Annotated in this window: 19 protein-coding genes and 5 pseudogenes; 10 read left to right on the top strand and 14 right to left on the bottom strand. The window is 72.6% G+C overall.

Annotated features, from left to right (window positions below):
- The first annotated feature begins 163 nt into the window (after positions 1–163).
- Together MMR14E_RS07555 and MMR14E_RS07550 are read left to right on the top strand one after the other, a co-directional pair.
- The gene (locus MMR14E_RS07555) at positions 164–1120 is read left to right on the top strand and encodes an HlyD family secretion protein (protein WP_331313525.1); all 957 of its coding nucleotides are present in this window, start codon (positions 164–166) and stop codon (positions 1118–1120) included.
- The gene (locus tag MMR14E_RS07550) at positions 1117–2781 is read left to right on the top strand and encodes a DHA2 family efflux MFS transporter permease subunit (protein WP_331313524.1); all 1665 of its coding nucleotides are present in this window, start codon (positions 1117–1119) and stop codon (positions 2779–2781) included. The genes MMR14E_RS07555 and MMR14E_RS07550 overlap by 4 nt, the downstream gene beginning before the upstream one ends.
- A gap of 52 nt (positions 2782–2833) precedes the next feature.
- On the opposite strand, the gene rimM is transcribed toward MMR14E_RS07550, so the two are convergent.
- The 5 genes from rimM to MMR14E_RS07525 are packed head-to-tail and all read right to left on the bottom strand — an operon-like array spanning position 2834 to position 6064.
- Complete coding sequence (gene rimM, locus MMR14E_RS07545; protein WP_331313523.1) at positions 2834–3541, bottom strand: ribosome maturation factor RimM; 708 nt, start codon at positions 3539–3541, stop codon at positions 2834–2836.
- A 12-nt stretch (positions 3542–3553) separates the two neighbouring features.
- Entirely contained in the window at positions 3554–3916 is a 363-nt protein-coding gene (rpsP, locus tag MMR14E_RS07540; RefSeq protein WP_020092607.1) for a 30S ribosomal protein S16, read from the bottom strand.
- 7 nt (positions 3917–3923) lie between these two features.
- Positions 3924–4256: a chorismate mutase gene (locus MMR14E_RS07535; RefSeq protein ID WP_012320554.1), complete on the bottom strand. Its 333-nt coding sequence runs from the start codon at positions 4254–4256 to the stop codon at positions 3924–3926.
- Positions 4253–5827, bottom strand: a complete 1575-nt coding sequence (gene ffh / locus MMR14E_RS07530) for a signal recognition particle protein (RefSeq protein ID WP_331313522.1) — start codon at positions 5825–5827, stop codon at positions 4253–4255. The genes MMR14E_RS07535 and ffh overlap by 4 nt, the downstream gene beginning before the upstream one ends.
- Before the next feature lie 18 nt (positions 5828–5845).
- Positions 5846–6064 carry a glutathione S-transferase gene (locus MMR14E_RS07525; protein WP_331313521.1) on the bottom strand — a complete coding sequence of 73 codons (219 nt, stop codon included), beginning with the start codon at positions 6062–6064 and terminating at the stop codon, positions 5846–5848.
- A gap of 300 nt (positions 6065–6364) precedes the next feature.
- Here MMR14E_RS07525 and MMR14E_RS07520 point away from each other — a divergent pair, with 300 nt between their 5' ends.
- Entirely contained in the window at positions 6365–6994 is a 630-nt protein-coding gene (locus MMR14E_RS07520) for an ATPase (protein ID WP_331313520.1), read from the top strand.
- Between the two features lie 480 nt (positions 6995–7474).
- On the top strand, positions 7475–8512 hold the full coding sequence (locus MMR14E_RS07515; protein WP_419539319.1) for an aromatic ring-hydroxylating oxygenase subunit alpha: 1038 nt from the start codon (positions 7475–7477) through the stop codon (positions 8510–8512).
- A gap of 7 nt (positions 8513–8519) precedes the next feature.
- Here MMR14E_RS07515 and MMR14E_RS07510 read toward each other — a convergent pair.
- Both MMR14E_RS07510 and MMR14E_RS07505 read right to left on the bottom strand, forming a co-directional pair.
- Positions 8520–9161, bottom strand: a pseudogene (locus MMR14E_RS07510) (class I SAM-dependent methyltransferase); the annotation flags it as partial.
- Between the two features lie 2 nt (positions 9162–9163).
- Positions 9164–9364, bottom strand: a pseudogene (locus tag MMR14E_RS07505) (BRCT domain-containing protein); the annotation flags it as partial.
- On the opposite strand from MMR14E_RS07505, the pseudogene MMR14E_RS07500 reads away from it, so the two are divergent.
- A pseudogene (locus tag MMR14E_RS07500) lies at positions 9364–9735 on the top strand (tRNA (guanosine(37)-N1)-methyltransferase TrmD); the annotation flags it as partial. The pseudogenes MMR14E_RS07505 and MMR14E_RS07500 sit on opposite strands and share 1 nt — an antisense overlap.
- A 352-nt stretch (positions 9736–10087) precedes the next feature.
- On the top strand, positions 10088–11257 hold the full coding sequence (locus tag MMR14E_RS07495; protein WP_331313518.1) for a phosphoserine transaminase: 1170 nt from the start codon (positions 10088–10090) through the stop codon (positions 11255–11257).
- Positions 11258–11398: 141 nt separating this feature from the next.
- Here MMR14E_RS07495 and MMR14E_RS07490 read toward each other — a convergent pair whose 3' ends face one another.
- The 3 genes from MMR14E_RS07490 to tesB all read right to left on the bottom strand — a co-directional run bounded on the left by MMR14E_RS07490 (position 11399) and on the right by tesB (position 14518).
- Positions 11399–12898 (bottom strand): ammonium transporter, encoded by a 1500-nt coding sequence (locus tag MMR14E_RS07490; protein ID WP_331313517.1) that lies wholly within the window; start codon positions 12896–12898, stop codon positions 11399–11401.
- A gap of 81 nt (positions 12899–12979) precedes the next feature.
- Positions 12980–13318, bottom strand: coding sequence for a P-II family nitrogen regulator (locus tag MMR14E_RS07485; RefSeq protein ID WP_010683623.1), 339 nt, complete (start codon positions 13316–13318; stop codon positions 12980–12982).
- 300 nt (positions 13319–13618) lie between these two features.
- Positions 13619–14518 (bottom strand): acyl-CoA thioesterase II, encoded by a 900-nt coding sequence (gene tesB, locus MMR14E_RS07480; RefSeq protein WP_331313516.1) that lies wholly within the window; start codon positions 14516–14518, stop codon positions 13619–13621.
- Between the two features lie 101 nt (positions 14519–14619).
- Here tesB and MMR14E_RS07475 point away from each other — a divergent pair.
- A pseudogene (locus tag MMR14E_RS07475) lies at positions 14620–14793 on the top strand (2-octaprenyl-6-methoxyphenyl hydroxylase); the annotation flags it as partial.
- On the opposite strand, the gene MMR14E_RS07470 reads toward MMR14E_RS07475, so the two are convergent.
- The 4 genes from MMR14E_RS07470 to MMR14E_RS07455 form a co-directional block, all read right to left on the bottom strand.
- Positions 14787–15647 (bottom strand): acyltransferase family protein, encoded by an 861-nt coding sequence (locus MMR14E_RS07470; RefSeq protein ID WP_331313515.1) that lies wholly within the window; start codon positions 15645–15647, stop codon positions 14787–14789. The pseudogene MMR14E_RS07475 and the gene MMR14E_RS07470 sit on opposite strands and share 7 nt — an antisense overlap.
- Positions 15648–15763: 116 nt before the next feature.
- On the bottom strand, positions 15764–16270 hold the full coding sequence (locus tag MMR14E_RS07465; protein ID WP_331313514.1) for a cupin domain-containing protein: 507 nt from the start codon (positions 16268–16270) through the stop codon (positions 15764–15766).
- 138 nt (positions 16271–16408) lie between these two features.
- A complete protein-coding gene (locus MMR14E_RS07460; protein ID WP_331313513.1) occupies positions 16409–17941 on the bottom strand; it encodes a glycosyltransferase family 2 protein in 1533 nt (510 codons plus the stop codon).
- 19 nt (positions 17942–17960) lie between these two features.
- Complete coding sequence (locus MMR14E_RS07455) at positions 17961–21092, bottom strand: rhamnan synthesis F family protein (RefSeq protein ID WP_331313512.1); 3132 nt, start codon at positions 21090–21092, stop codon at positions 17961–17963.
- Between the two features lie 329 nt (positions 21093–21421).
- On the opposite strand from MMR14E_RS07455, the gene MMR14E_RS07450 reads away from it, so the two are divergent.
- The 3 genes and pseudogenes from MMR14E_RS07450 (at position 21422) to MMR14E_RS29190 (ending at position 26204) form a co-directional block, all read left to right on the top strand.
- Positions 21422–22426 (top strand): MoxR family ATPase, encoded by a 1005-nt coding sequence (locus MMR14E_RS07450; protein ID WP_331313511.1) that lies wholly within the window; start codon positions 21422–21424, stop codon positions 22424–22426.
- A gap of 2 nt (positions 22427–22428) precedes the next feature.
- The gene (locus MMR14E_RS07445; protein WP_331313510.1) at positions 22429–23340 is read left to right on the top strand and encodes a DUF58 domain-containing protein; all 912 of its coding nucleotides are present in this window, start codon (positions 22429–22431) and stop codon (positions 23338–23340) included.
- A gap of 7 nt (positions 23341–23347) precedes the next feature.
- Positions 23348–26204: pseudogene (locus MMR14E_RS29190) on the top strand (DUF4159 domain-containing protein).
- The last annotated feature ends 183 nt before the right edge of the window (positions 26205–26387 follow it).

The raw sequence follows: 26387 nt of genomic DNA, 5'->3' as shown, positions 1-26387 counted from the left end.
CTGCCCGTCCTGCGACGCGTCCGAGGCGCAGGACGGGCAGGCCGACGACGACGCGGCGGGATCCGACGACGACGGGGACGAGGCGCGGCGCCCCAACGTCCTGCGGCGCCACCCGCTCGCGTTCCTGCTCGGCGGGCTCGCGGTCGTCGCGCTCTGCGTCGGGGTGTTCTTCTACTGGCTGCTCTACATGCACCCGTACGAGAGCACCGACGACGCCTTCGTCGACGCCCGCAGCATCTCGATCCAGCCGAAGGTCGGCGGCTACCTCGTCGACGTGCCGGTCACCGACAACCAGCACGTCGAGGCCGGCCAGATCCTGTTCCAGGTCTTCCAGCGCGACTACGACATCGCCCTCGACCAGGCGAAGGCGCAGGTCGCCGCCGACGAGGCCGGCATCAAGAACATCGACGCGCAGATCCAGGCGCAGTACGCCAACATCGAGGTGTCCAAGGCGCAGGTCGCCACCGCCGAGGCGGCGCTGAAATTCGCCCAGGAGGACGCGGCCCGCTACAAGGACCTCGCCGAGCGCGGCTCCGGCTCGGTCCAGCAGTCGCAGTCGGCGACCTCGACGCTGCAGCAGCGGCAGGCGGCCGTGCAGAGCGCCAATGCCAGCGTGGTCGCCGCGCAGAAGCAGGTCGGCTCGCTCCAGGCCCAGAAGGCCTCGACCCAGGCGCAGCTCGGCCGCGACCGGGCCCAGGTCGAGCAGGCCGAGCTGAACCTCGGCTACACGACGGTCCGCGCCGTGCAGGCCGGCCGCGTCGTGCGGCTCACCGGCGGCGTCGGCCAGCTCGCCCAGGCCGGCCAGACCCTGGCAATGTTCGTGCCCGACGACATCTGGGTGACGGCGAACTTCAAGGAGACGCAGATCACCGACATGCGGCCGGGCCAGCCGGTCGCCATCGAGATCGACGCGTATCCCGGCCGCAAGATCCAGGGCACGGTGGCCTCGGTGCAGCCGGGCTCGGGCACCGCCTTCAGCCTGCTGCCGGCGCAGAACGCCACCGGCAACTACGTGAAGGTGACCCAGCGCATCCCGGTCAAGATCGTGGTCAAGAGCTGGCCGACGGACGTATCGATCGGCCCGGGCATGTCGATCGTCCCGACCGTCACGGTGCGGTGAGCGCCGTGGCCGGCCAGGGGAGCGCGGCCGCGCCCGGGCGCGGTTCGGGTGGGGGCAAGGCCAGAGGAAGCGGGGCCGGGTCCGGCAAGGCGCCGGGCGGCCACAATCCGTGGCTGATCGCCGGCGTGGTCGCGCTGGCGACCTTCATGGAGGTGCTCGACACCACCATCGCCAACGTGGCCCTGCGCTACATCTCGGGCGGCCTCGCGGTCGGTCCGGACGAGGCGGCCTGGGTGGTGACGAGCTACCTCGTCGCCAACGCGATCACGCTGACGGCGTCGAGCTTCCTGGCCAAGCGCTACGGCCGCAAGGCGTTCTTCATGTGGTCGGTGGCGCTGTTCACCGTCTCGTCGATCCTGTGCGGCTTCGCCTGGAGCCTGGAATCGCTGCTGCTGTTCCGGGTGATGCAGGGCCTCGGCGGCGGCGGCATGGCGCCGCTCGCGCAGTCGATCCTGGCCGATTCCTTCCCGCCGGAGAAGCGCGGCCAGGCCTTCGCGCTCTACGGGGTCGCCATCGTGGTGGCGCCGGTGATCGGCCCGACGCTGGGCGGCTGGCTGTCGGACAACGCCTCCTGGCACTGGTGCTTCCTGATCAACGGGCCGGTGGGCGTCGTCGCGCTCGGGCTGATGTACTGGCTGATCGAGGACAGCGAGGCGGCCAAGAAGGAGCGCCGCGCCCTGGTGCGCAAGGGCATCCGCTTCGACATCGTCGGCTTCGTGCTCGTCGCCCTGTTCCTCGGCTCGCTGGAGGTGATCCTCGACGAGGGCCAGCGGAAGGACTGGTTCGGCACCTCGACGCTGATGAACGTGTCCGGCGCGCTGATGGTCGTCTCGTTCATCGCCATGATCCCGTGGCTGCTGACCCGGGAGAACCCGGCCGTCGACCTCCGGCTGATCGGCAACCGCCAGTTCGGCTCGTGCTTCCTGGTGATGATGTTCACCGGGGCGATCCTGATCGCCACCACGCAGTTCATCCCGCAGATCACGCAGGAATATTACGGCTACACCGCCACCCTGTCGGGCCTCGTCCTCGGCCCGGGCGGCATCGTCACGGTGGTGATGATGTTCCTGACCGGCCGGATCTCGTCCTACGTCCAGCCCAAATGGCTGATCGCCACCGGCATGACCATCGTGGCGCTGGGCATGTACGACCTGACGCGGATCGACGGCAGCACGACCTTCGCGTTCTTCGCGTGGTCGCGGGTCTATATCGGCATCGGCCTGCCGATGGTGTTCCTGTCGATCACCTCGGCCTCGTACGAGGGGATCCGCAAGGACCAGACCGACCAGGCCTCGGCGCTGATCAACGTCGCCCGCAACGTCGGCGGCTCGATGGGTGTCTCGCTCGCCCAGAACATCCTGGCCTACCGGAGCCAGTTCCATCAGAGCCGCCTGGTGGAGAGCGTCAACCCGGCCTCGCCGGCCTATCAGGAGACCATGCGGCAGGCGACGCAGTACTTCTCCGAGCACGGCTACGCCGGGATCGAGGCCCAGAACCAGGCGACGGCGTGGATCGGGAGCGTGCTCAGCACGCAGGTGGCCTACTGGGCCTATATCGACGTGTTCTGGGTGCTCGGCCTCGTCGCGGCCTGCGCGGTCCCGCTGGCGCTGAGCCTGAAGAGCGTCAAGCTCGGCGGCGGGGCGCCGGCCGGGGGGCATTGAGGCCCGCCCGGACACCGGACGCGCCGCCGGCGCGCGGCCCGGCCCCCGGTCCCTAGCCCGGATCGTCGGCCGGCTTCTCGCCCGGCGCCGCGAACAGGTCCTCCGGCGCGACCACGGTGACACGGCGCTGCGCCACGTCGAGGACCGGCACGAAGGCCTTCGTGAAGGGCAGGAGCGCGGTGGCGCCGCCGTTCGGCGGGCGCAGTTCCAGGAGGTCGCCGCCGCCGTAATTCGGCACGGCCACGATCGTCCCGACGAGGGTCCCGGCCTCGTCCACCGCCGCGGCGCCGATCAGGTCGGCGGCGTAGACCTCGTCGTCGTCCTCGGGCGCGGCCAGACGCTCGCGGGGAACGTACAGCGCGACGCGGTTGAGCGCCTCGGCGGCGCTGCGGCCCGAGACGCCCTTGACCCGGGCGATCAGCATGTCGGGCGACGGGCCGGGGGCGGGACGCACGTCGGCGAGCGTCAGCGTCCGGCCGTCGGCCGTCTGGAGCGTTCCGTAGCCGGCGATCGCCTGCGGATCGCCGGTGTAGGATTTGAGCCGGACCTCGCCGTTGAGGCCGTGCGCCCGCCCGAACTCGCCCAGCAGGACCAGATTCGGATCGGGCGGCACGGGAGACGGCGCCGGCTTGGGGCCCGGCTTGGGGCCCGGTGCCTTGGGCGAGGTCGACGCTTCGGGCGCGATCTTGCCGATCGCCGAGCTCGTGCGGCCTCGGCGGCCGCCGTCGCGGGAGGTGGGACCTGCGGGGCGGCGCGCCATGACCGGGGCGCCTTACGCGGCGGCGTCCTCGGCGGGGGCGGCGGCCTTCTCGGCGCGCTTGGCGGCGCGCTCCTTGGCCTTCTCGCCCGGCTCGGCCTTCTGCGGGTTGTTGCGGGTCGGGCGCTTGGCGAGGCCGGCCTGGTCGAGGAAGCGCAGGACGCGGTCGGTCGGCTGCGCGCCCTTGGCGAGCCAGCTCTGGATCTTCTCGTTGTCGAGCACGATGCGGGCCGGGTCGTCCTTGGCCTTCATCGGGTCGTAGGCGCCGACCTTGTCGATGAAGCGGCCGTCGCGCGGGGCGCGGGCGTCGGCGACGACGATGCGGTAGTAGGGGCGCTTCTTGGCGCCGCCGCGGGTGAGACGGATCTTGAGGGCCATGGTCTGACTACTTTCGCTGTTGCTCGATCTGGGACTCGTGGTCCGCCTTGATCGACTGGTGGTGCCGAATGACTTCCTTGACCACGAAGGCCAGAAATTTCTCGGCGAAGTCGGGGTCGAGCTTGGCCTCGACCGCGAGCTTGCGGAGCCGGGCGACCTGACGGGCCTCCCGGTCCGGATCGGAAGGGGGGATCCCCTTTCGGGCCTTGAGCTCGCCGACCCGCTGCGTGCAGCGGAAACGCTCGGCGAGGAGATGGATCAGCGCCGCATCGAAATTGTCGATGCTGTCCCGCAGGCGCGCGAGTTCGGGATCGACGGCCTGGGCCGCGAGCACGCTCATTTCTTCTTCCCCGGCATGAACCCACCGAGACCCGGCAGCTTCGGGCCGCCGAGGCCCGGAAGTCCGGGAAGCTTGGGCATCCCGCCCCCGCCCAGGCCCGGCGGCATCGGCGGCAGCTTGCCGCCGAACTGCTTCTCGAGCTGCGCGATCTGCTCCGGCGTCGGCTCCGGCATGCCGGGCGGGAGGCCGGGCATTCCACCGCCCATGCCGCCGCCCATCCCGCCGCCGCCCAGGCCGAACATCGAGCCGAGCGCCTGCCCGATCCCGCGCTTGCCCTGGCCCATCGCCTTCATCATGTCGGCCATGGTCCGGTGCATCTTCAGGAGCTTGTTGATCTCCGAGACGTCGACCCCGGAGCCCGCCGCGATGCGCTTCTTGCGGCTGTTCTTGAGGAGGTCGGGGTTCTTCCGCTCCTGCGGGGTCATCGACGAGATGATCGCCCGCTGGCGCTTGAACATCTTCTCGTCGAGGTTGGCGCCCTCGACCTGCTTCTTGATCTGGCCCATCCCGGGCAGCATGCCCATCAGGCCGCCGATGCCGCCCATCTTCTCCATCTGGCCGAGCTGCATCGACAAGTCCTCGAGATCGAACTTGCCCTTGCGCATCTTCTCCGCGGTGCGGAGCGCCTGCTCGTGGTCGATGGTCTCGGCGGCCTTCTCGACCAGCGAGACGATGTCGCCCATGCCGAGGATGCGGTTGGCGACGCGGGCCGGGTGGAACTCCTCCAGCGCGTCGACCTTCTCGCCGACGCCGACGAGCTTGATCGGCTTGCCGGTGACGGCGCGCATCGACAGCGCCGCGCCGCCGCGGGAATCGCCGTCCATGCGGGTCAGCACGATGCCGGTGACGCCGAGCCGCTGGTCGAAGGCGCGGGCGGTGTTGACCGCGTCCTGGCCGGTGAGCGCGTCGGCGACGAGCAGCACCTCGTGGGGCCTCGTCGCGGCCTTCACCTCGGCGGCCTCGGCCATCAGGCCCTCGTCCACCGTGGTGCGGCCGGCGGTGTCGAGCATCACCACGTCGAAGCCGCCGAGGCGGGCGGCGTCCATGGCGCGCTTGGCGATCTGCACCGCCGACTGGCCGGCGATGATCGGCAGGCTCTCCACGCCGACCTGCTTGGCCAGCACCGCCAGCTGCTCCATGGCGGCCGGACGGCGGGTGTCGAGGGAGGCGAGCAGCACCTTGCGCTTCTCGCGGTCGGAGAGGCGCCGGGCGATCTTGGCGGTGGTGGTGGTCTTGCCCGAGCCCTGCAGGCCGACCATCAGGATCGGGACCGGGGCGGGGGCGTTGAGATCGACGGTCTCGGCGTCGGTGCCGAGCATCGCCACGAGCTCGTCGTTGACGATCTTCACGACCATCTGGCCGGGCGTCACCGACTTGAGCACCACGGCGCCGACGGCCTTCTCCTTCACCCGGTCGGTGAAGCCGCGGACCACCTCGAGGGCGACGTCGGCCTCCAGCAGGGCGCGGCGCACCTCGCGCATGGCGGCGGTGACGTCGGCCTCGGTCAGGGCACCGCGGCGGGTGAGCCCCGAGAGGATGCCGGAGAGGCGGTCGGACAGGCCTTCGAACATGTTAAAGACGCCCCGCCGTTACTGCTCGAGTCCGGCGCGCTCGACGCGGCGCGCCTGGAGGGCGGCCTCGAAGCTGCGCACCGCCTTGGCGAACTTGTCCCGGCACTCCGGGTTGCAGAAGCCCACCACGGCGCCGTTGTAGAGCGTCAGCGCGTCGGCCGAGATCGGCTTGCCCGACCACGGGCAGCTCTCGTTGATCGCGTCCTCGATGGTCAACGCTTCGTGATCTCGCGTCATGCGGGTGCCTCGGCCGGCGGATCCCGTCCCCGCAGATCGGCCAACGCCCATCGCGCCCGAGGGCGCGGACGCGCTGTCGGGCGTTGACCTCCGGCCTCGCGGGACCGGTCGGCTTGGCATCGGTCGATCTGCTACGGATCGGGAGGCCGGGGCGTAGCGGCAGCCGGCCGGAAAGTCAATTTTTCGGCCCGGCCGGCGCCGCGGCGGTGCCGGGACGGGCCGCCGATCGGTGTTAACTTTTACCGATCGTTAAGCATGTTGGGATTGTCTTCACGCCATATTCGCTCAGGACGCCCGCCGATGTCGGAACCCGCCCGCTCTCACTCGCCGACCGAGTCCGGCAGCTTTCCCGCGACCGGTCCGCTCCGCGACTGGCTGACGGCGATGAAGGCTCAGGCGCCGTCCGAGGCCCGCGGCGAGCCGCGGCCGGCGGAGGTCCTGCCCGAGGCGAAGCGGGCCCGCGGCGGCGAGACGGCGTGGTCGCCCCGCGTCGTTCCCGCCCCCGAGGCCCCGCGGGCCGCGGCCGAGGATCCCGACATCGCCGAGCTGATGGCCGAGAACCTGATGCTCAAGGCCAAGCTCCGCGTCGAGGCCGAGCGCCAGGACGAGCTTCAAGCCATCCTGGCCGACGAGATCCGGACCCTGCGCGAGCATATCCGCGACGAGATCGGCTCCCTGGAGGATCTCCGGGCCGAGCAGGAGGACGTCCGCATCGAGCGCGAGGAGTTTCGCGGCGAGCGGGAGCGCTTCCGGGCCGAGCGCGAGGAGCTGCGCGCCGAGCGTGACCGGGCGATCGCGGAGCGGGACGCCCTGCGGGCGGAGCGGCTGGCCCTGGCGGGCGAGCGCGACGCACTGCGCGAGGAGCGCGACCTCTGGCGCGCCCGGACCGAGGCGCTGGCCCAGCCGCTGTTCCAGTCCCAGCGGCGCTGAGCGACGCCGGGCGGCGCATGGCGGCGCCGGCCCCACTACCGGACCCTGAAACGCCGAAGGGCCACCCGAGAGGGTGGCCCTTCCATTGCCGAACCGTGTTGTCCGGCGGAACTGTCCCGAGATCGGGTCTCTGACGCGTCTTAGAGCGACGCGCCGGAGGCGACGGTCCAGGTCCGATGAGCCGAGACACACGGCTGATGACAATGAGACACTGGATCACCTCCTTTCGTTGGTTGCGGGTGAGGCGAAGGTAGGTGGCCGCGGCCGGCTTGTGAAGCCCCGCGCCTGCGCCCGTTTGTCCTCCCCGGGTCGGTGCGGAACCGGCGCCGCGCCGGCCCGGGCGCTCCGAGGGCCCGGCGCTTCCCCGTCCCGGCGGCCGGGCGTATGACGGGCGCCCCGAAGTCTGCCCGAACCGCCTTGAACGCGCCCTTCGCCAACCCGCCGCGCCCCGCCGACGAGGCCGCGCTCGACCCCGACGCGATGCGCCAGCCGCTCGGCAACGCGTGGTACTGCGTCGGGCAGTCCCGGAGCCTCGGCCGGGCGGGCGGCCGGTCGGCCCTGCGGGCCGTGGCGCTGAACGGCGAGCAGATCGTGCTGGGCCGCGCCCCCGACGGCGCGCCCTTCGCGCTGCGCGACCGCTGCCCCCACCGCGGCATGGCCCTGTCGAAGGGCCGCTTCGACGGCGACACCCTGATGTGCCCGTTCCACGGCTGGCGCTTCGGCACCGACGGGCGCTGCCGCGACGTCCCGACCCTGTCGGAGCACGACGCGGCCGACTTCTCGCGCATCCAGGTGCAGCGCTTCCCCGTCCGGGAGAGCGCCGGCTTCCTCTGGGTCAACCCGCATCTCGGCCCCGCCGCCGGCGGGGTGCCGGAGGTGCCGGCGCTGGATTTCGAGCCGGCCGGCTCCCTCGTGGTCGCGCTGGAGGTCGAGGCCTCCTTCGACCTGACGACGCTGAGCCTCGTCGATCCCGGGCACGTCGCCTTCGTCCACGATTCGTGGTGGTTCCGGCCCTCGAAGCAGCTCCGCGAGAAGGTGAAGACTTTCCAGCCGGTGCCCCACGGCTTCGTGATGACGAGCCACGCGACCACGACGAGCTCGCCGGTCTACCGCCTGCTCGGCGGCGTCCCCGAGGTCGAGATCGAGTTCCGCCTGCCCGGCGTGCGCCTGGAGCGCATCCGCGCGGGGGCGAAGCGGGTGGCGAACTACACCTTCGCGACACCGCTCTCGCCGGACCGGACGCTGCTCACCAACGCCCTCTACTGGAGCATGCCGGCCCTGAACCTGCTCCGACCGGTCGCGCGCCCGCTGATGCGGCAGTTCCTGACCCAGGACCAGCAGGTGCTCCAGCACGCGCAGGACGGGCTCGACCGCAAGCCCACCATGGTGCTGTTCGGCCAGGGCGACCTGCCCTCGCAATGGTATTTCCGGCTGAAGCGCGAGGCCCTGGAATCGGCCCGCGACGGGCGCCCGTTCGTCAACCCGCTGGAGCGCCGCGAGCTGCGCTGGCGCTCCTGAGGCGCCGCTACCGCGCCGTGGCGTCGTCACGGCAGGGCCGGATCGTCTCCGGCCTCGGGCGCGCCTCCGGCGCGGGCGCCGCGAACACCGCCAGGTAGGCCCCGTCCGCGAGCGGCCGGAAGCCGGTCTCGCGGTAGCCCGCGGCGGCCAGCTCGCAACGCAGGAGCGCCGGCGGCGTGCCGTGCCGCGACGGGATGGCGTCGGCATCCACGATCCCGACCCGGCCGCCCGGGCGCATCGCGGCGGCGAGGTTGTGGAGCAGGCCGAAGGGCTGGGTGATCTCGTGGTACATGTGGACGAGGATCGCCGCGTCCACCGAGGCCGGGGGCAGGCGCGGGTCGTGCGGCTCGCCGCGCACGACCGTGACGTTCCCGAGCGCCTTCACCCGGGTCTCCAGGGCCGCGAGGTAGGACGGCGTCACGTCCTCGGCGAGCACGCGGCCCCGCGGCCCGACCCGGGGGCTCAGCCGCACCGCGTAGTAGCCGCTGCCGGCGCCGATATCCGCCACCGTCTCGCCGGGGGCGATGCCCATCCCCTCGGCCACCTGCGCGAACTCGCCGGCCCGGTCGCGCTCGGCCTCCGAGGACCAGCGCGGCGCGACGATCTCGGCCACGGGCCGGTCGGGCCTGGGGAAGGCGGCGGCGGGCGCNAACCCTGCGCCACCATCGCCAGCCAGTCGTCCTCCGAGACGACTTGCACGCCGTGCTTCTGGGCGTCCTTCAGCTTAGAGCCCGCGCCGGGGCCGGCCACGACCAGATCGGTCTTGGCCGAGACCGAGCCGGAGACCTTCGCGCCCAGGCGCTCGGCCACAGCCTTGGCCTCGTTGCGGGTCATCTTCTCCAGGGTGCCGGTGCGTCATCGCCGGGCGCGGCCTGGAGGAGGTCTCGATCGGCGACTACGTGCTGTCCGGCGGCGAGATCGCCGCCCTGGTGGTGCTCGACGCCTGCGTGCGCCTCCTGCCCGGCGTGATGGGCAGGATGGAATCCGGCGTCGAGGAGAGCTTCGAGGGCGGGCTCCTCGAGTACCCGCACTACACGCGCCCCCGCGACTGGGAGGGCCGCGCGATCCCGGACGTCCTCTCCGGCGGCAACCACGCCGCCATCGCCCGCTGGCGGCGGGCGGAGGCGGAGCGGATCACCGCCGAGCGGCGCCCGGACCTGCGCCCCAGCAACGGCCCCGGTCAGGTCGGCTCGAGGTCGATCACCGGGCCGTCGCGGTCGTAATCCAGAGGGTCGAGCTGCAGCGGCTGCGGCACCAGCCGCGGCGTCCGGCTCGCCTGCAGGAATCGCGGAATTAAGGCTCCAATAACCAAGAGTAGAACGGACCAGACCGCCAATATCGCGGCGCTGTGGAAAGTCATCGGCGCACCTCAAACGCTACGCGGCACCTCATTAAGGCTAACGGGCCCGGATTAATCGACTGTTCCTCGCCGCCCGGGGCCCTGTCCCGGCCGGGGGCAGCGCCGCGAAGACTGCTGTCCGGACAGGCGCTTGCAAGCCGGCCGGTTTCGGCGCATGCGCGAGCCGGGACGCGCCTCCCCGCGGGAGCGCGGCCCTCTGCAAGGATGGATCCGCCATGACCAGCCGCCCCACGCAGCGCCCGCGCGTGCCCCACTTCTCCTCCGGCCCCTGCGCCAAGCGCCCGGGCTGGACCCCGGCCGCCCTGGCCGACGCCGCGCTCGGCCGGTCGCACCGCTCCCCCCTCGGCAAGGCCAAGCTCGGCCGGGCGATCGACCTGACCCGCGCGGTCCTGCAGGTGCCCGCCGACTACCGGATCGGCATCGTGCCGGCCTCCGACACCGGCGCCGTCGAGATGGCGATGTGGACGATGCTCGGGCCGAAGCCGGTCGAGGTCGCCGCCTGGGAGGCGTTCGGCAAGGAGTGGGTCACGGACGCCCTGAAGCAGCTCAGGATCGCGCCGCGCATCCACCAGACGCCCTACGGGATCCTGCCGGACCTCGCGGCGATCGACACGAAGAACAGCGACGTGGTCTTCACCTGGAACGGCACCGCGGCCGGCGTGAAGGTGCCGGACGGCGACTGGATCGCGGCCGACCGCGACGGCCTGACGATCTGCGACGCGACCTCGGCGGCCTTCGCCCAACCCCTGCCCTGGGACAAGCTCGATGTCGTGACCTTCTCCTGGCAGAAGGTCATGGGCGGCGAGGCGGCGCACGGCATGCTGATCCTCTCCCCCCGCGCCGTGGCGCGGCTGGAGAGCCACACGCCGTCCTGGCCCCTGCCGAAGATCTTCCGCCTCACCAAGGACGGCACGCTGATCGAGGGCATCTTCAAGGGCGACACGATCAACACGCCGTCGATGCTGGCCGTCGAGGACTACCTCGACACCCTGGACTGGGCCGAGCGGATCGGCGGCCTGAAGGCGCTGCACGCGCGGGCCGACGCCAACGCGAAGGCCGTCTACGACTGGGTCGCGCGCACGCCCTGGATCGCGCCGCTGGCCGCCGACCCCGCGACCTACTCGAACACGGGCGTCTGCCTCGTGATCGCCGATCCGGACGTGCTCGCCCGCGGCGACGCGGCGGTCTCGGCCTTCGCGGCGGGGATCGTCGAGCGCCTCGACCGCGAGGGCGTCGCCCTCGACATCGGCGCCTATCGCGACGCGCCGGCGGGCCTGCGGATCTGGTGCGGCGCCACCGTGGAGACGTCGGATCTGGAAGCCCTGACGCCCTGGCTCGACTGGGCCTTCGCGGAGGAGAAGGCGGCCCTGGCACGGGCGGCGTGAAGGCCTCGGGCTCGATGCCCGATCGCCGCCCCGCATCGCTCCGCTCGCGATGACGGCCTGACGCAAAAGAAAACCCCGGTCCTCTCGGAGCCGGGGTTTTCCGTGCGGGAGACGCGGCCCCGCGGGGCCGCGCCGTCCGTCTCAGTAGTTGTAGGCGCGCTCGCCGTGATCGGCGATGTCGAGACCCTCGCGCTCCTCCTCCTGCGTGACGCGCAGGCCGATCGTCACGTCGACGAGCTTGTAGAGGATCGCCGAGCCGATGCCCGACCATAGCAGGGTCAGGCCGACCGCCTCGGCCTGGACGATGAGCTGGCTCATCATGTCGTAGGCACCGACCGCGAGCTCGCCCGGCTTCGAGGTGTAGTCGGGGATGCCGACGCCGCCGAGGTTCGGGTCGACCAGGATGCCGGTCGCCAGGGCGCCCAGGATGCCGCCGATGCAGTGGACGCCGAAGACGTCCAGCGAGTCGTCGTAGCCCAGCGCGTTCTTCACGGTGGAGCACATCACGAAGCAGACCACGCCGGCGACGAGGCCGAGCACGATCGAGCCCATCGGGCCGGCGAAGCCGGAGGCCGGGGTGACCGCGACGAGGCCGGCGACCGCGCCCGACAGCATGCCGAGCAGGGACGGCTTGCCCTTGAGGGCCCACTCGGCGAACAGCCACGCCACCGCGGCGCCGCAGGTCGCCACGAAGGTGTTGAGCATGGCGAGCGCGGCGGTGCCGTTGGACTCGAGGTTCGAGCCGGCATTGAAGCCGAACCAGCCGACCCACAGCAGCGAGGCGCCGATCATCGTCATGGTCAGGGAGTGCGGGGCGAGCAGGTCGCGGCCGTAGCCGATGCGCTTGCCCATGATCAGGCAGCCGACGAAGCCGGCGATGCCCGCGTTGATGTGGACCACGGTGCCGCCCGCGAAGTCGAGGGCGCCCTTCTGGAAGAGGAAGCCGGCATCCTTGTTGACCGCGTCGAGGGCCGCCTGGGCGGTCGCCTTCGAGGCGTCGTCGGTCGCGGCGGCCAGCGCCTTGGCGGCGTTGCCGACGGCGTCCGGGCCGGCCCAGTACCAGACCATGTGGGCCATCGGGAAATAGATCACCGTGACCCAGAGGATCGTGAACACCACCAGCGCGGAGAACTTCATCCGCTCGGCGAAGGCGCCGACGATCAGCGCGGGCGTGATCATGGCGAACGTCATCTGGAAGCACAGATAGGCGTATTCCGGGATCACCACGCCGTTGGAGAAGGTCGCGACCGTCGAGTTCGCGTCGACGCCCTTCAGGAACGCCTTCGAGAAGCCGCCGACGAAGTCGTTGAGGCCGCCGCCGCTCGTGAAGGCGAGGCTGTAGCCGTAGAACACCCAGAGCAGGCCGACGATCGACACGATCGCGAACACCTGGGTCAGCACCGACAGCATGTTCTTGGTGCGCACGAGGCCGCCGTAGAACAGCGCGAGTCCGGGGATGCTCATCATCAGCACGAGGGCCGACGAGATCATCATCCAGGCCGTGTCGCCCTTGTTGGGGACCGGCGAGGGCGGCGGCGAGGCGGCTTCCGGTGTCGGGGTCTGCGCGAGGGACGGCTCGATCAGGAGGGCGGCGATCGCCGCCCCTCCCAAGCCGAGCATGAGGGCATGACGAAGTTTCATGGGCACGTGGCTCCCGGTCTCAAGTCCGTAGTGTTTCAGCAGGTCTGGCGATCGGCGGGCCCGGGCGCACCGGGCCGCGGATCAGAGGGCGTCGGCGTCGGTCTCGCCGGTCCGGATACGCACCGCCTTCTCCAGCGGCATCACGAAGATCTTGCCGTCGCCGATCTGGCCGGTCCGCGCGGCCCCCGCGATGGCGTCGATCACGCTGGACGTCAGGTCCGAGGCGACGGCGACCTCGATCTTCAGCTTGGGGAGGAAGCTGACCGCGTATTCCGCGCCGCGGTAGATCTCGGTGTGGCCCTTCTGGCGGCCATAGCCCTTCACCTCCGTCACCGTCAGGCCGTGGACGCCGATTCCGGTGAGCGCGTCGCGCACCTCCTCGAGCTTGAACGGCTTGATGATGGCCATCACGATTTTCATGGGCGACGCCCCCTTCGAAGTCCTTGGGAACCGTTGCCGTCACCCGACCTGCGGGACGAGCCGGAACGGACCGTCCGCAGGCTCGGGATGACCCGCGGTCGAAGGCCGCTATTCAAGGACTATGCCAGACAAGCTTGACCGGGAACGTTTTCACCGATCGTCGATTTGCCCATGGTTTAGCCCGCCGCGGACAGATCGCGGGCAGGTTCAGCCGCGAGAATGCACACGATCGATGCAATCTGCCCAAAACCGTGCATTCCGCGCCGTGGCGCACCGGCAACACACGCGCGGGAACCCGCTTTAATCCCGCGTCGGGCGGATCAGGCCCTCCTGGGCCACCGACGCCACGAGGTTACCGGCGCGGTCGAAGATCTGGCCGCGGGCGAATCCGCGCGCGCCGCCCGCGACCGGGCTGTCCTGCGCGTAGAGCAACCAGTCGTCGATCTTGACCGGCCGGTGGAACCAGAGGGCGTGGTCGAGGCTCGCGGCCTGGATCGTCGGATCGAACACGGAGCGCGCGTGCGGGATCAGCGAGACGTCGAGCAGGGTCATGTCGGAGGCGTAGGCCAGCACGGCCCGGTGCAGCGCCGGATCGTCCGGCAGCGCGGAGGCCGCGCGCAGCCAGACATTGAAGACCGGGTCCGGGGCCCGGCCGCCCGCACCGGCGGGCAGGTAGCGGTTCAGGTCGACCGGCCGCAGCGCGATCGGCCGCTCGCGGCCGAAATAGGCGGCGATCGCCTCCGGCATCCCGGTGCCGCCGGCCGCCGCCAGGGCCTTGCCGTCGAGGAGTCCCTCGGGGCCGGCCACCGCCGGCATCGCCGGCTGGTGCGTGAGCCCCTCCTCGACGACCTGATAGGAGACCGTCGTGGCGAAGATCGCGCGCCCGTGCTGGATCGCCTTGACCCGGCGGGTCGTGAAGCTGCGCCCGTCCCGGATCCGCTCGACCTCGTAGACGATGGGCGTGCGCGGGTCGCCGGGCAGCATGAAGTAGGCGTGGAGGGAGTGGGCGGGGCGGTCGTCCGGCACCGTCCGGGTGGCGGCCACCAGGGCCTGCGCGACCACCTGCCCGCCGAAGACGCGCCGCCAGCCCGTCCTGGGGTTCTGGCCGCGGAACAGGTCGACCTCCAGGCGCTCCAGGTCGAGGATGGCGATCAGCTCGGCGACGGCGTCCGTCATCGCGTCGGTGTTGGCGTCGGTCATGACCCGCGGGGTTTCCGTTCGTTGCCCGCGTGCGACATAGGCTTTTCGGACGAACCAATCCACGCGTCCCGCGCGCGGGAACCCCAAGGAGATCCGCCCCGATGACGGCCGAGACGCCTCGCCCCGGCAGCCGCAGCCTTCTGATCGCCGGCGGCGGCCTGCCCAGCCTTGCCCTGGCCCTCGCCCTGAAGCAGGCCCGCGGGCCGGCGCTGGCCGTGACGGTGATCGACCCGGGCGCCGCCGACCCCGCCCGGCATCGCGGCCGCGCCTACGCCNACCGGTCCCAGGCGGGCCAGTGCGGCGCCAGGAGGAGGAAGACGCCGCTGACGATGTAGAGCTCGAAGCTCGCCCGCCCCAGCAGGCCGGCCGCGGCGCGCGGCGGGCCGCGCAGCCGGCCGACGATCGCGAGCGCGAACACCGAGCCCGCCGCGGCCGTCACGGCGAACAGCGCCGGGTCGCCGTACTGCCCGGTCGCGACGTGGACGAAGTTCCGCGGGGCGCAGAGCAGGAGCACCGCGAGGCCGCAGGCGCCGAGCAGCGCCGACACGTCGAACGCCCGCCGCCCGAGCCTCAGGCCCGCGACGTAGAACGGCAGGGCGCCCACGAGCGCGTGGACCTGCCAGTACGGGAACGCCCGCGCGCTGCAGGTCCACGACACGGCCAGGGCACCGCCCAGGACGATCCCGTAGCCGCCCGGGAAGGCCGCCGCGCGCGCCGCGGCCTCGACCACCCGCACCAGCCCCAGGGCGACCAGGAACCAGAGCACGCCCAGACTCGTGTCACGACCGCGCAGCGTATCGAGCAGCGCCGGCCCCGGCGCGAGACTGCCGTCGAGGATCGGCGGGATCTGCGCGAGGGTGCCGAACGCCAGCGCCACCGCCGCGAGCTTCAGCGCGGAGCGGCAGGCGGCGGCGAGACCCGCCTCCCCCTTGATCCGGTCGACCATCCCGCAGAGCAGGAAGAAGAACGGCATGTGGAAGGCGTAGATCACCCGCCAGACCGCGAGGGCCGGCCCCGGCTCGGGCCCCGACGGGCCGTAGAAGACGGGCTGCAGCAGGTGGCCGGAGAGGACGAGCAGCACGGCGAGGCCCCGCGCGGCGTCGAGCTGCAGGTCGCGGGGTCGGGCCATCGGGTCGGTTCGCGGCGTCGGGGATCCGATCATGCCGTGCCGGGCCTTAGCAAGCCGTGTCCCCCGGTCGCGGGACCCGCCGGGACGGCGTCTCGCGCGTCGGGAGCGCCCGCGCCTCAGCCGGCGACGAGCGCCCGCGCCCGGCGGAGCCAGCGCAGGGACGCCTCGACCAGGGTCGGGCTGCGGTGCTTGAGGATCGCCGATTTCAGCAGCGTCCGGGGCACTTCCCAGAGCTGGACGGACCCGACCGGGAAATGCGCCACGTCGCCCGGCGTCAGGTGGTGGCGGCGGCCGTCCGCGTCGGTGACGAAGACCTCGCCGTCGAGGATGGTGATGATCTCGTCGGCGTGGTGGGTCCAGCGGAACGTGCTGGCCGTGGTGCGCCACAGGTAGACCTGCGCGCTGCCGTCATGGGTCTGCGAGACCCCCGCGACCTCGGTGACGGGGTCGCCGGAGACGACCCACTCCGCCGGGATCGGCGCCGGGACGAAGGCGGCGCCGCCGGAGCGGACCGCCGTGCTGGCGACGGGGCGGTCGCGCTCGTGCAGCCGGATCTCCGCCGCGAGGCCCACCAGGGCGAGGCCGGCGAGCAGGGCGAGGGCGGCGGCGGGCAGCGTCTTCACGGTCGGCTCCCGCCCCGGCGCGGACGAATCGGTCCGCGCTTCCCCTCGAGGGGTAGAGGCCCGGGCCGTCCCGTTCCAGCCCGCCGCGCCCAACTTCGCGGGTTTAGCTTAACCCGGGCGCGGCGGATCCGGGGCCGCTCAGGCGGCGGCCGCCCGGCGCTCCGCGATCCAGCGCGTCGCGTCGGCCCGGGGGGCGACCACGTCGGTGTCGATGCGCAGCTGCGGGCTGTAGGCCGGATCCTCCGCGATGACGTCGCCCCAGCGGCGCAGGAAGCGGGCGATCTGCGAGCCCGGCGCGAAGCTGGTCTGCCGCGAGGCGCTCTCGTGGTGCGCCATCTCGGCGAAGGGCGTGTAGACGATGCGGTAGCCGAGCTGCCGCATCTTCAGGCACAGGTCGACGTCGTTGAAGTCCAGGGCGAAGCCCTCGTCGAAGCCGTTCACCGCCTCCAGCACCGCCTTGCGGGTGGCGAAGAGCGCCCCGGTCACCGCCGAGCAGTCGCGCTGCGTCAGCGCCCAGTCGCCGTAGGTCGGCTCGGCCGCGTCCCGGTTGTACCAGGGGTGGGCGAACACGTCGAAGATGCCGCCGGTCATGCCGGCGTGCTGGATCTTGCCCGTGGGGAACAGCAGCCGGCCGCCGGCGCCGCCGACGCCGCGGTCCAGCGCGAAGGTCAGGAGCGCCTCGATCCAGCCGGGCCGGCGCACGACGAGGTCGTCGTTCATCAGGATGACGAGCTCGGTCTCGGCCGCGCGCCAGAGCGTGTTCATCTTGGCCGCGTAGTTGAACCGCTCGCCCGGAGCCCGGGTCGTCAGCAGGCGGGTCACGGTGAAGCGGTCGGAGCGGCCGCGGTAGATCGCGTCGTCGGCCACGTCGTCGCCGATCAGCACGCGGATCCGGTCGGCCGGGTAGGTGCTGCGGCCGAGACTGTCGAGCAGGTTGATCACGTGGGGCTTGGCGCCCGCGACGGCGCGGCCCTGATCGTCCTTCGGGCGGCTCTGGTTGGTCGGCACGACGAGGGTCACGGCCGGCCGCGCGTCGAAGCTCCGGCGGATCTCCAGCGTGTCCGGGGTCAGGCCGGGGGCGGCGCGCAGGGACATGCCGGAGGTCTCGAACCACCGGTCGAGGGCGTGGGCGCGCGCCGTGCGGGTCGCCTTCGGGCGCTCCAGCGGCGAGGCGATCAGGGTCTGGGGGATCCGGTCGATGCCGATCCCCGCCGAGATCGCGCCGAGCAGGAAGCGGAACCACGCGGCGCTGCCGTGGCGCGCGCCGAAATCGGGGCTCAGGCCGGCCAGGGCCGGGACGCGGATCAGCAGCGGGAAGCCGATATAGTCGTCGGCCATGAGGAGCGCCGGGTTGAAGGCCGGCTTGCAGTGGACGCTGCGGACCTGGCCGGCACCGTCCACCACGGCGTCGTCGCCGTAGAAGATGCCGATATCGGGCCGCTCCGCGAGCGCGCGCGTCAGGTGCGCCGCGAGGTCGGGGCACAGCTCGGAGGCCGCGGGGGCGACAAAGATCGCCCGGCAGGCGGGGAACTGGCCGGCCGCGACCTGGCCGAGCCGGCGCTCGTCGAGGGGGCGGAGCTGCGCGTCGAGGGGCAGCGGCAGGATCGCGTCGGGCCACGGGAGCGTGCCCCACGAGGTCGATGGGGCCGGGACCGGCTTCTTCTTCAACACGGGTCGCGTCTCCGGGGATTCAGGACCGTTCGGCGGCCAGGAGGCGGGTCAGGCTCGCCTCCATGGCGCGCGCCACCGCGCCGATGGACAGCCGCTCGCGGATGCGCGCCCGGGCGGCGGCGCCGATCCGGGCCGCGTCGCCGCCGGTCACCGCCCGGGCCGCCTCGTTGAGGGCCCGGGTCAGGTCGGCCTCGTCCACCTGGCCCCACTCGGCGCCGCGCAGGTACGGGCCGTAGGTCCGGTCGAGGGCCGTGACCTCCGCCTTCACGGGGAAGCCGCAGGTGGCGTCGAGGAAGTCGCGGCAGCCGCCGTAATCGGTGGCGACCACGACCTTGCCCATCTCCATCGCCTCGGCGATCGTCAGGCCGAACCCTTCCGAGGAGTGCGACGAGGCGTAGACCGCGCAGAGATCGAACAGCGCGCCGAGCTCGTTCTGGGAGAGCGGCTGGTCGATCACCACCACGTCGCCGGACGTGCCGACGAGGTCGAGGAGCTTCTTGCCCTCCTCGGGCAGGTCGAAGACGTGCTTGGTCTTGAGCACGAGCTGCCAGCCGGCCTGCCCGAGACCGGCCGCCCGGAAGGCCCGGATCAGCGCGTGCGGGTTCTTGCGGGCGAGGTAGCTCGAGCCGTCGAAGGCGTAGAGGATCACCCGCCTGGACGGGTCGATCGCGAAGGCCTTGCGCAGGTTCGCCTTGGCGGCGGCGCTCACCGGCTCGCCGGCCTCGTTCTCGACCACGTAGGGCACGACGTCGACCGGGATGTCGGTGATCTGCCGGAAGATCGCCGCGCAGAACTCCGTGGGCGCCCAGATCGCGTCGAGGCCGTCGACGGTCGGCAGCCAGCCGCCGGGTACGTGGGAGGTCTCCCAGACGAACAGCCCGATCTTCAGCCGCGCCTCGGCGGCGATCGCCCGCTGCCGGTCGCTCATCAGCGAGTGCCAGCTGTCGCCGTTGAAGTGCACCAGCGCGACGTCGGCGGGGCCCGAGAAGGTCCGGGCCTGCCACGCGGGCGCCACCCGGGCATGGACGTGGAACGGCCGCTCCATCGGGTGGACGTTCAGTGCGAAGGGGGTCCGATGCAGGGCGCGGGCGTAGCTCCGGGCCGCGACGCCGAGGCCGTTGGCGTAGTTCATCGGCGAGACGTAGGCGACGCGCAGCGGCCGCTCCGGCGCCCGGGGCCGGCGCAGGTCCGCCCAGATCCTGGCACCCGGATACGTGTAGGTCACGTCGAGCCGGTCGAGGTCGAAGCCGCGCTCGGCGATCGCCTCCCGCACCGCCGCCCCGCCGATCGCGGCGTGCTCGCCCAGCAGCGAGCGCTTCACGAACGGGAAGCCCTGGCTGAGCATGTTCTCCCAGTCGAACAGGGTGCGGTTGTTGCGCGGGTCGTTGACCAGCGACATGTGCTTGTTCTGGGCCGAGAACAGGCTGCGCATCCCGAGCCCGGCCGCCCGCATCCGCTGCGAGAAGGTCAGCTCGTACTCGGTGATGACCGCGTTCTTGTCCGGCCAGTTCGCCACCGACAGGAGGAAGTGGCTGAACGCGTAGGAGGACAGGCAGCGCCGCTTCAGGGCGAGGAAGAAGCTCTGGAGGTGGTGGCTGTAGTAGAAGTTGTCGGCGAGCCCGATCACAGCCTCCGGGAAGGCATCGATCTTCGCGAGCAGGCCGGCGAAGTCGTCGCGGTCGAGGGGCCCGACGAGGCTGTCGTTGGCGAGGTAGAGCGTCTCGGAATCGAGGAGGTCGGTGTCCTCCAGGAGGACATGCGCCCAGGCGGCGAAGTCGAAGCCGCTGTTCTCGCGCAGGTAGACCGAGGCGCAGAGATCCAGGATCGCCTGCGGCACGGCGTTCTTGTGCTGGTCGGCGGCGATGATCAGGACGAGGTCGGTCCCGTTCTCCGCGAAGGCCCGCAAATACGGCTCGACGTGGCCGCGGATCCGCCCCTCGGGGCAGTGGGTGATGAACAGGGCCGTGCGGCCGTGCCGGCGGGGTTCGCGCTTCAGGCAGGACAGGCGCGCGTCGGAGGCTTCCGGCACCGCGGCCCCGGGGACGCGGCGGGTCAGGCGGCCCGCTTCCAGGCCGGTGGTGACGTAGTCGATCAGCGGGTTGAGGCCGAGCGCGGCGACCTTCGGGTAGCGGGCTCGGTACCAGGGCGCGTCGAAGCGCGGCGACGGGCTCGTCGTGCGGCCGCCGTCGGCGAGGAAATGCGCCAGCGGATTGTGCCCGGCCGCGTCGTCGCGCAAGTAGGTCTCGGTGTACCAGCGCGTGTCGAACCAGGGCCCCGGGTCGAGGCCCTCGGCGGCACCGTGCTCGAGGTAATGGACCAGCGGGTTGAGGCTGTCGGCCCGCACCGCGGCGGACTGGGCCGCGTACCAGTCGGGATCGAACAGCGGGTGGGGCGCGTAGCGGCGGTAGCCGCCGGCCATCACGTAGTGCTCCAGGGGCTCGAGCCCGCTGGTCTCGGCCTCGGGGCAGCGCTCCCGGTAGAAGGCGGCGTCGAACAGGCCCGACCGGCGGATCAGGTCGACGTGACGCGACAGGCCGGCGAACTCCTCGGGGTTGCGCAGGTAGCCCTGCTTCCGGCCGGTCTCGAAGAAGTGGCTCAGCGCGTTGCCGCCGGCCGCGCGGGCGTCCGGGTAGCGGGACAGGTACCAGGCGGTGTCGAACAGCGGCGACGGGTCGGTGTCGCCCCGCGCCAGGAAGTCGGCGAAGGCCCGGGCGCGGTGCTCGGCGCCGCCGAGGTAGCGCGTGGCGTACCAGTCCGGGTCGAACAGCGGGTTGGGGCGGATGCCGGCCGCGGCGCCGCGGTCGAGGTAGTGGAGCAGCGGGTTGGTGCCCTCGGCCCGGAGGCCCGGGACGGAATCGAGGTAGAGGTCGCCGTGGAACAGCGGGTGCGGCCAGCGCCCCTCGCGCCCGCCATGGACCGCGTAGTGCACCGCCGGATCGATCCCCTCGCCGACCACGTCGGGGTAGCGCCTCGCGTACCAGGCCGGATCGAACAGGCCGGATTCCTTGACGGCGCGGACCAGGTCCGCCTGGCGGGGCTCACCGCGGCGGCCCCTGAGGCGCCGGGTCAGCGGGCGCGCGAGGGACTGCGCCGCGCCGGCGAGGCCGGCCTTCTCCGACGATCCGACGGCGAACACATCACGAAGGCGCATGGTCAGGTCCGGATACGCGGGAAGCCCGCAAAGCTGCCCACGCCGCGATCCGCGAGAGACATCAGAGGGTTCGGCCGGTCCGGCGGTCGCGGGTGAGGATCGCCCCGGCTTGGGCGCCTTCCTAAAGGTCCGGGTCGCCGACGCCAAGAGCGGGGCGGGATCGGCGTCCGACCCATCGCGAGCGGCTCGGCGCGGAGGCCGGACGTCGCGAACGCGGCCCCGAACGGGCGTGCGGCGATCCCGACCTTGCCAGCCCGGCACCTGAAGCCCCACACTCGCGGGATTGGCCGGCGGGTCCCGCGGGGCCCGGGCAGGAGATGGATATCGGCATGACGCAGGGGATCAGCCCGGCCACCGCCCTGGACGACGGCATCGTGGCGACGGCGGAGAGCTGCCTCGCCGACGTCGGCGCGGCGCGGGAGGCGATCCACGGGGTGATCTTCGGCCAGGAGAAGGTCGTCGATCTCGCACTCGTGACCATCCTGGCCGGCGGCCACGGCCTGCTGGTCGGCCTGCCGGGCCTCGCCAAGACCAAGCTGGTCGAGACGCTCGGCACGGTGCTCGGCCTCGACGCGCGGCGCGTGCAGTTCACGCCGGACCTGATGCCCTCCGACATCCTCGGCACCGAGATCCTGGAGGAGGACGCCGAGCGCCGCCGGGCCTTCCGGTTCGTGCAGGGGCCGGTCTTCACGCAGCTCCTGATGGCCGACGAGATCAACCGGGCGAGCCCGCGCACGCAGTCGGCGCTGCTGCAGGCCATGCAGGAGGGCCACGTCTCGGTGGCGGGCGCCCGCCACGACCTGCCCCGGCCGTTCCACGTGCTCGCCACCCAGAACCCGATCGAGCAGGAGGGCACCTACCCGCTGCCCGAGGCGCAGCTCGACCGCTTCCTCCTGGAGATCGACGTCGGCTACCCCGACCGCGCCGCCGAGCGGCGGATCCTGATCGAGACCACCGGCGTCGACGAGACGCGGCCGCGGGCGGTCATGTCGACCGAGCAGTTGCTCACCGCCCAGCGCCTCGTGCGCCGGCTGCCCGTCGGCGAGGCCGTGGTCGAGGCGATCCTCGACCTCGTCCGCGCCGCCCGGCCGGACAGCGGCGACGCGATCGTGAAGGACAAGCTCCTCTGGGGCCCCGGCCCCCGCGCCAGCCAGGCGCTGACGCTGGCCGCCCGCGCCCGGGCGCTGATCGAGGGCCGGGTCGCCCCCTCGGTGGCCGACGTGAAGGCGCTCGCCGAGCCGGTGCTCAAGCACCGGATGGCGCTGAGCTACACCGCCCGCGCCGACGGCGAGACCATCGAGGGCCTGATCGCCAAGCTCGCGGAGAAGCTCTGACTTTGGTCGCGACGAACGCCCTCGACGCGGGCAGGCGCACCCCCGGCCGGCGCGAGAGCGAGGGCGCGACCGCCCTCTCCGACAAGATGCCCCGCCTCGTCCTGGAGGCGCGCCGCGTGTCGAGCCTGCTGGCCCACGGCCTCCACGGCCGCCGCCGCGCGGGGCCCGGCGAGAGCTTCTGGCAGTTCCGCCCTTTCGTGACAGGCGAGGCCGCGGCCCGCGTCGACTGGCGCCGCTCGGCCCGGGACGACCGGCTCTACGTCCGCGAGCGCGAATGGGAGGCCGCCCACAATATCTGGCTGTGGATCGACCGCTCGGCCTCGATGGGCTTTGCTTCGGATTTGGCTTCAGCGCCGAAGGTCGAGCGCGCGCTGATCCTGGGCCTCGCCCTGGCCGACGCCTTCGTGGAGGGCGGCGAGCGGGTGGGCCTGCTCGGCCTGACCCGCGCGAGCGCCTCCCGCGGGATCGTCGAGCGCCTGGCCCAGGCGCTCGTGGCCGACACGGCCGGCCTCACCCAGGACCTGCCGCCGCAGGCGCACCCCGCCCGCTTCGACGAGGTGGTGCTGATCGGCGACTTCCTCACCGAGCCCGACCGGATCGCCGCGTCGGTGCAGAGCCTCGCCGGCCGCGGCAGCCGCGGCCATCTCCTCATGGTGGTGGACCCGATCGAGGAGACCTTTCCCTTCACCGGTCAGGCCGTCCTGCACGATCTCGAGGGCGGCCTCAGCCTCGACATCGGCGATGCCGACGCCTGGGGCGCGCGCTACCGCGCCCGGATCGCCGAGCACCGGGCGGCACTCGCCGCCATCGCCCGCGGCCAGGGCTGGACGCTGACGATCCACCGCACGGACCGGCCGGCGAGCGAGGCGGCCCTGCGGCTCGCCACGCTGATCGCCGCCCGCGGCACGGAGTGAGGCCGCCATGCTGGGTCTGACCTTCGCCGCCCCGCTGGCGCTCGCCGCCCTGATCGGCCTGCCAGCCCTGTGGTTCCTGCTGCGGGTGACCCCGCCGCGCCCGCGGCGGATCAATTTCCCGCCGCTGAAGCTCGTCGCCGACCTGATCCCGCAGCGGCAGACCCCGGCCCGGACGCCGCCCTGGCTGCTGATCCTGCGGCTGCTGATCGCCGCCGCCCTGATCCTCGCGGTGGCGGGCCCGGTCTGGAATGCCGGGGGCGTCGGGGCCGGGGGCGGCCGCAGCGCGCTCCTCGTGCTCCTCGACAACGGCTTCGCCGCCGCCCACGACTGGCGCGACCGGCTCCGCGTCGCCACCGATGCGGTCGAAGGCGCCGCCCGGGACGGACGGCCCGTCGCGGTGATCGGCCTCGCCGACGCCCCCGCGGCCNGGTGATCGGCCTCGCCGACGCCCCCGCGGCCTTCGAGGCGAAGACGCCGGCCGCCGCCCTGGAGCGCCTGCGCGCCCTCGCGCCGCGGCCGATCCTCCCCGCCCGCGACGCGCATCTCGCGACGATCGAGACCTTCCTCGACAAGAACCGGGGCGCCGGCCTCGTCTGGATCAGCGACGGCGTCGCCGGCGCGGGCGACACGCGCTTCGCCAAGGGGCTGGCCGACCTCGCGGGCGACAGGGGCGCGGCCCTCACGGTGCTGCGGGCCGACAGGCCGCCGGCCCTCGCCCTGACCGCCACCGAGAACGCCGGCAAGCTCGTGACGCACGCCCTGCGGGCGGCGCCGAACGGGCGCGACGCGGGCGTGATCCGGGCGCTCGACCAGAAGGGCCTGCCGCTCGCCGAGCGCGACTTCGCCTTCGCGGCCGACGCCACCGAGGCGGGCGCGACCTTCGAGATGCCGGTGGAGCTGCGCAACAGCATCAGCCGGCTGGAGATCGCGGGCGAGCGCTCGGCCGGGGCCGTGGTGCTGCAGGACGAGCGCGGCAAGCGCCGCCGGGTCGGCCTCGTCTTCGGCGGCACCCTCGACCAGGCCCAGCCCCTGCTGGCGCCGACCTATTATCTCGCCCGGGCGCTCCAGCCCTTCGCGGACGTGCAGGAGCCGCGGGGCGCCAAGGGCACGGCGGACTCGATCAACCAGCTCCTCGACAACCAGGTCTCGGTCCTCGTGCTGGCCGATGTCGGCGCCCTCGACGAGAAGACCACCGCGCGGATCGAGAGCTTCGTGAAGGACGGCGGGATGCTGCTGCGCTTCGCCGGCCCGCGGCTCGCCGCCGGCAACGATCCGCTGGTGCCGGTGCGGCTGCGGCGGGGCGGCCGGACCCTCGGCGGCACGCTCTCCTGGGACAGCCCCAAGACCCTGGCGCCCTTCCCGCCCGAGAGCCCCTTCGCGGGCCTGACGCCGCCGGCCGATATCGGCGTGCGCCGCCAGATCCTGGCGGAGCCCGACGGCGACCTGCCGAACCGCACCTGGGCCTCGCTCCAGGACGGCACGCCGATCGTCACCGCGCAGAAGCGCGGCCAGGGCACGATCGTGCTGTTCCACGTCACCGCCGACACGACGTGGTCGAACCTGCCGCTCTCCGGCCTGTTCATCGACATGCTCCGGCGCGTCGTGGCGCTGGCCGGCGCCGCGGCGCCCGTCCAGGGCGACGCCGCGCGGGCCGCCATCTCTGCGCGGTCTACGCCTCGTCGCACTCCTCGGAAGGGTTCGGGGCGCTCGGCTCGCCGCCGGCCTCGGCCACCGMGGTGGCGGCCGACTACGCCGACCGGGCGAACCTCGAACATCCGCCGGGCTTCTACGGCCCGCCGGACGGAGGCATCAGCGTGAACGCCCTGAAACCGGATGACCGGCTGAAGCCCCTCGACACCGCCGCGCTCGAGGGCGCCCGGTTCGGGTCGCTCGCCGGCGCCGAGACCCTGGACCTGCGGCCGAGCCTGTTCACCCTGGCGCTGCTGCTGCTGGCCCTCGACACCCTGGCGGGCCTGTGGCTCGGCGGCTTCCTGCGCCGCGGCGGTCTGGCGGCCCGCCTGCGCGGCCGCCAGACCGTGCTGGCCCTCGCCGGCCTCGTCCTGCTCGCCGCCCTGCCGGCGCGCCCGGTCCGCGCGGAGGAGCCGCCGGCCAACCGGCCGAACGGCATCGAATCGGCGCTGGTCACGCGCCTTGCCTACGTGATCACGGGCGACGCCGCCGTCGACGAGGCGAGCCGCACCGGCCTCACCGGCCTGACCCAGATGCTGGCCGCGCGCACCGCCCTGGAGCCGGGCGAGCCGGCCGGGATCGATCCGGCGAAGGACGAGCTGGCCTTCTACCCGCTGATCTACTGGCCGATCGCCCCGAACCGGCCGCAGCCCTCGGACGTCGCGATCCGCAAGATCGACGCTTTCATGCGCAACGGCGGCACGGTCCTGTTCGACACCCGCGACGCGCTGACCGCCCGGCCGGGCGGGCCGCCCACCCCGGAAGGGGCCTATCTCCGGAAGATGCTGGCGACGCTCGAGGTGCCGGAACTGGAGCCGGTGCCCCTCGACCACGTGCTGACCAAGGCCTTCTACCTCGTGGACAGCTTCCCGGGCCGCTACGCCACCGGCCAGACCTGGGTGGAGGCGCTGCCGCCCGCCGCCGAGGGCGCCGAGCGCCGCCCGGCCCGCGCCGGCGACGGCGTGAGCCCGATCATCATCACGGGCAACGACCTCGCCGCCGCCTGGGCGGTGGGGCGCCGGGGCGAGCCGCTCTACCCGGTCGTGGGCGGCGACCAGCGCCAGCGCGAGATGGCGTTCCGGGGCGGCGTGAACATCGTGATGTACGCGCTGACCGGCAACTACAAGGCAGACCAGGTCCACGTGCCCGCGCTGCTGGAGCGGCTGGGGCAGTGATGGTGTTGGACAGACAACGCAGCGCCATTCCGCCCGCGGTCATGACGCGCGGCCCTTTCCCGGACGCCTGGAGCGCAGTGGAAGGTGATCCGGGACCCAGCGCGAGGAGCGCCGCGCAGCGGCACGGTATGAGCCATCCGGACGCTTCGCGACGTCTCGTGGCGGATCCCGGGTCACATTCCG

Source organism: Methylobacterium mesophilicum, from assembly GCF_036441335.1.
GTDB classification, from domain to species: domain Bacteria; phylum Pseudomonadota; class Alphaproteobacteria; order Rhizobiales; family Beijerinckiaceae; genus Methylobacterium; species Methylobacterium mesophilicum_B.
This window is presented reverse-complemented; position numbering and strand designations above follow the sequence as displayed.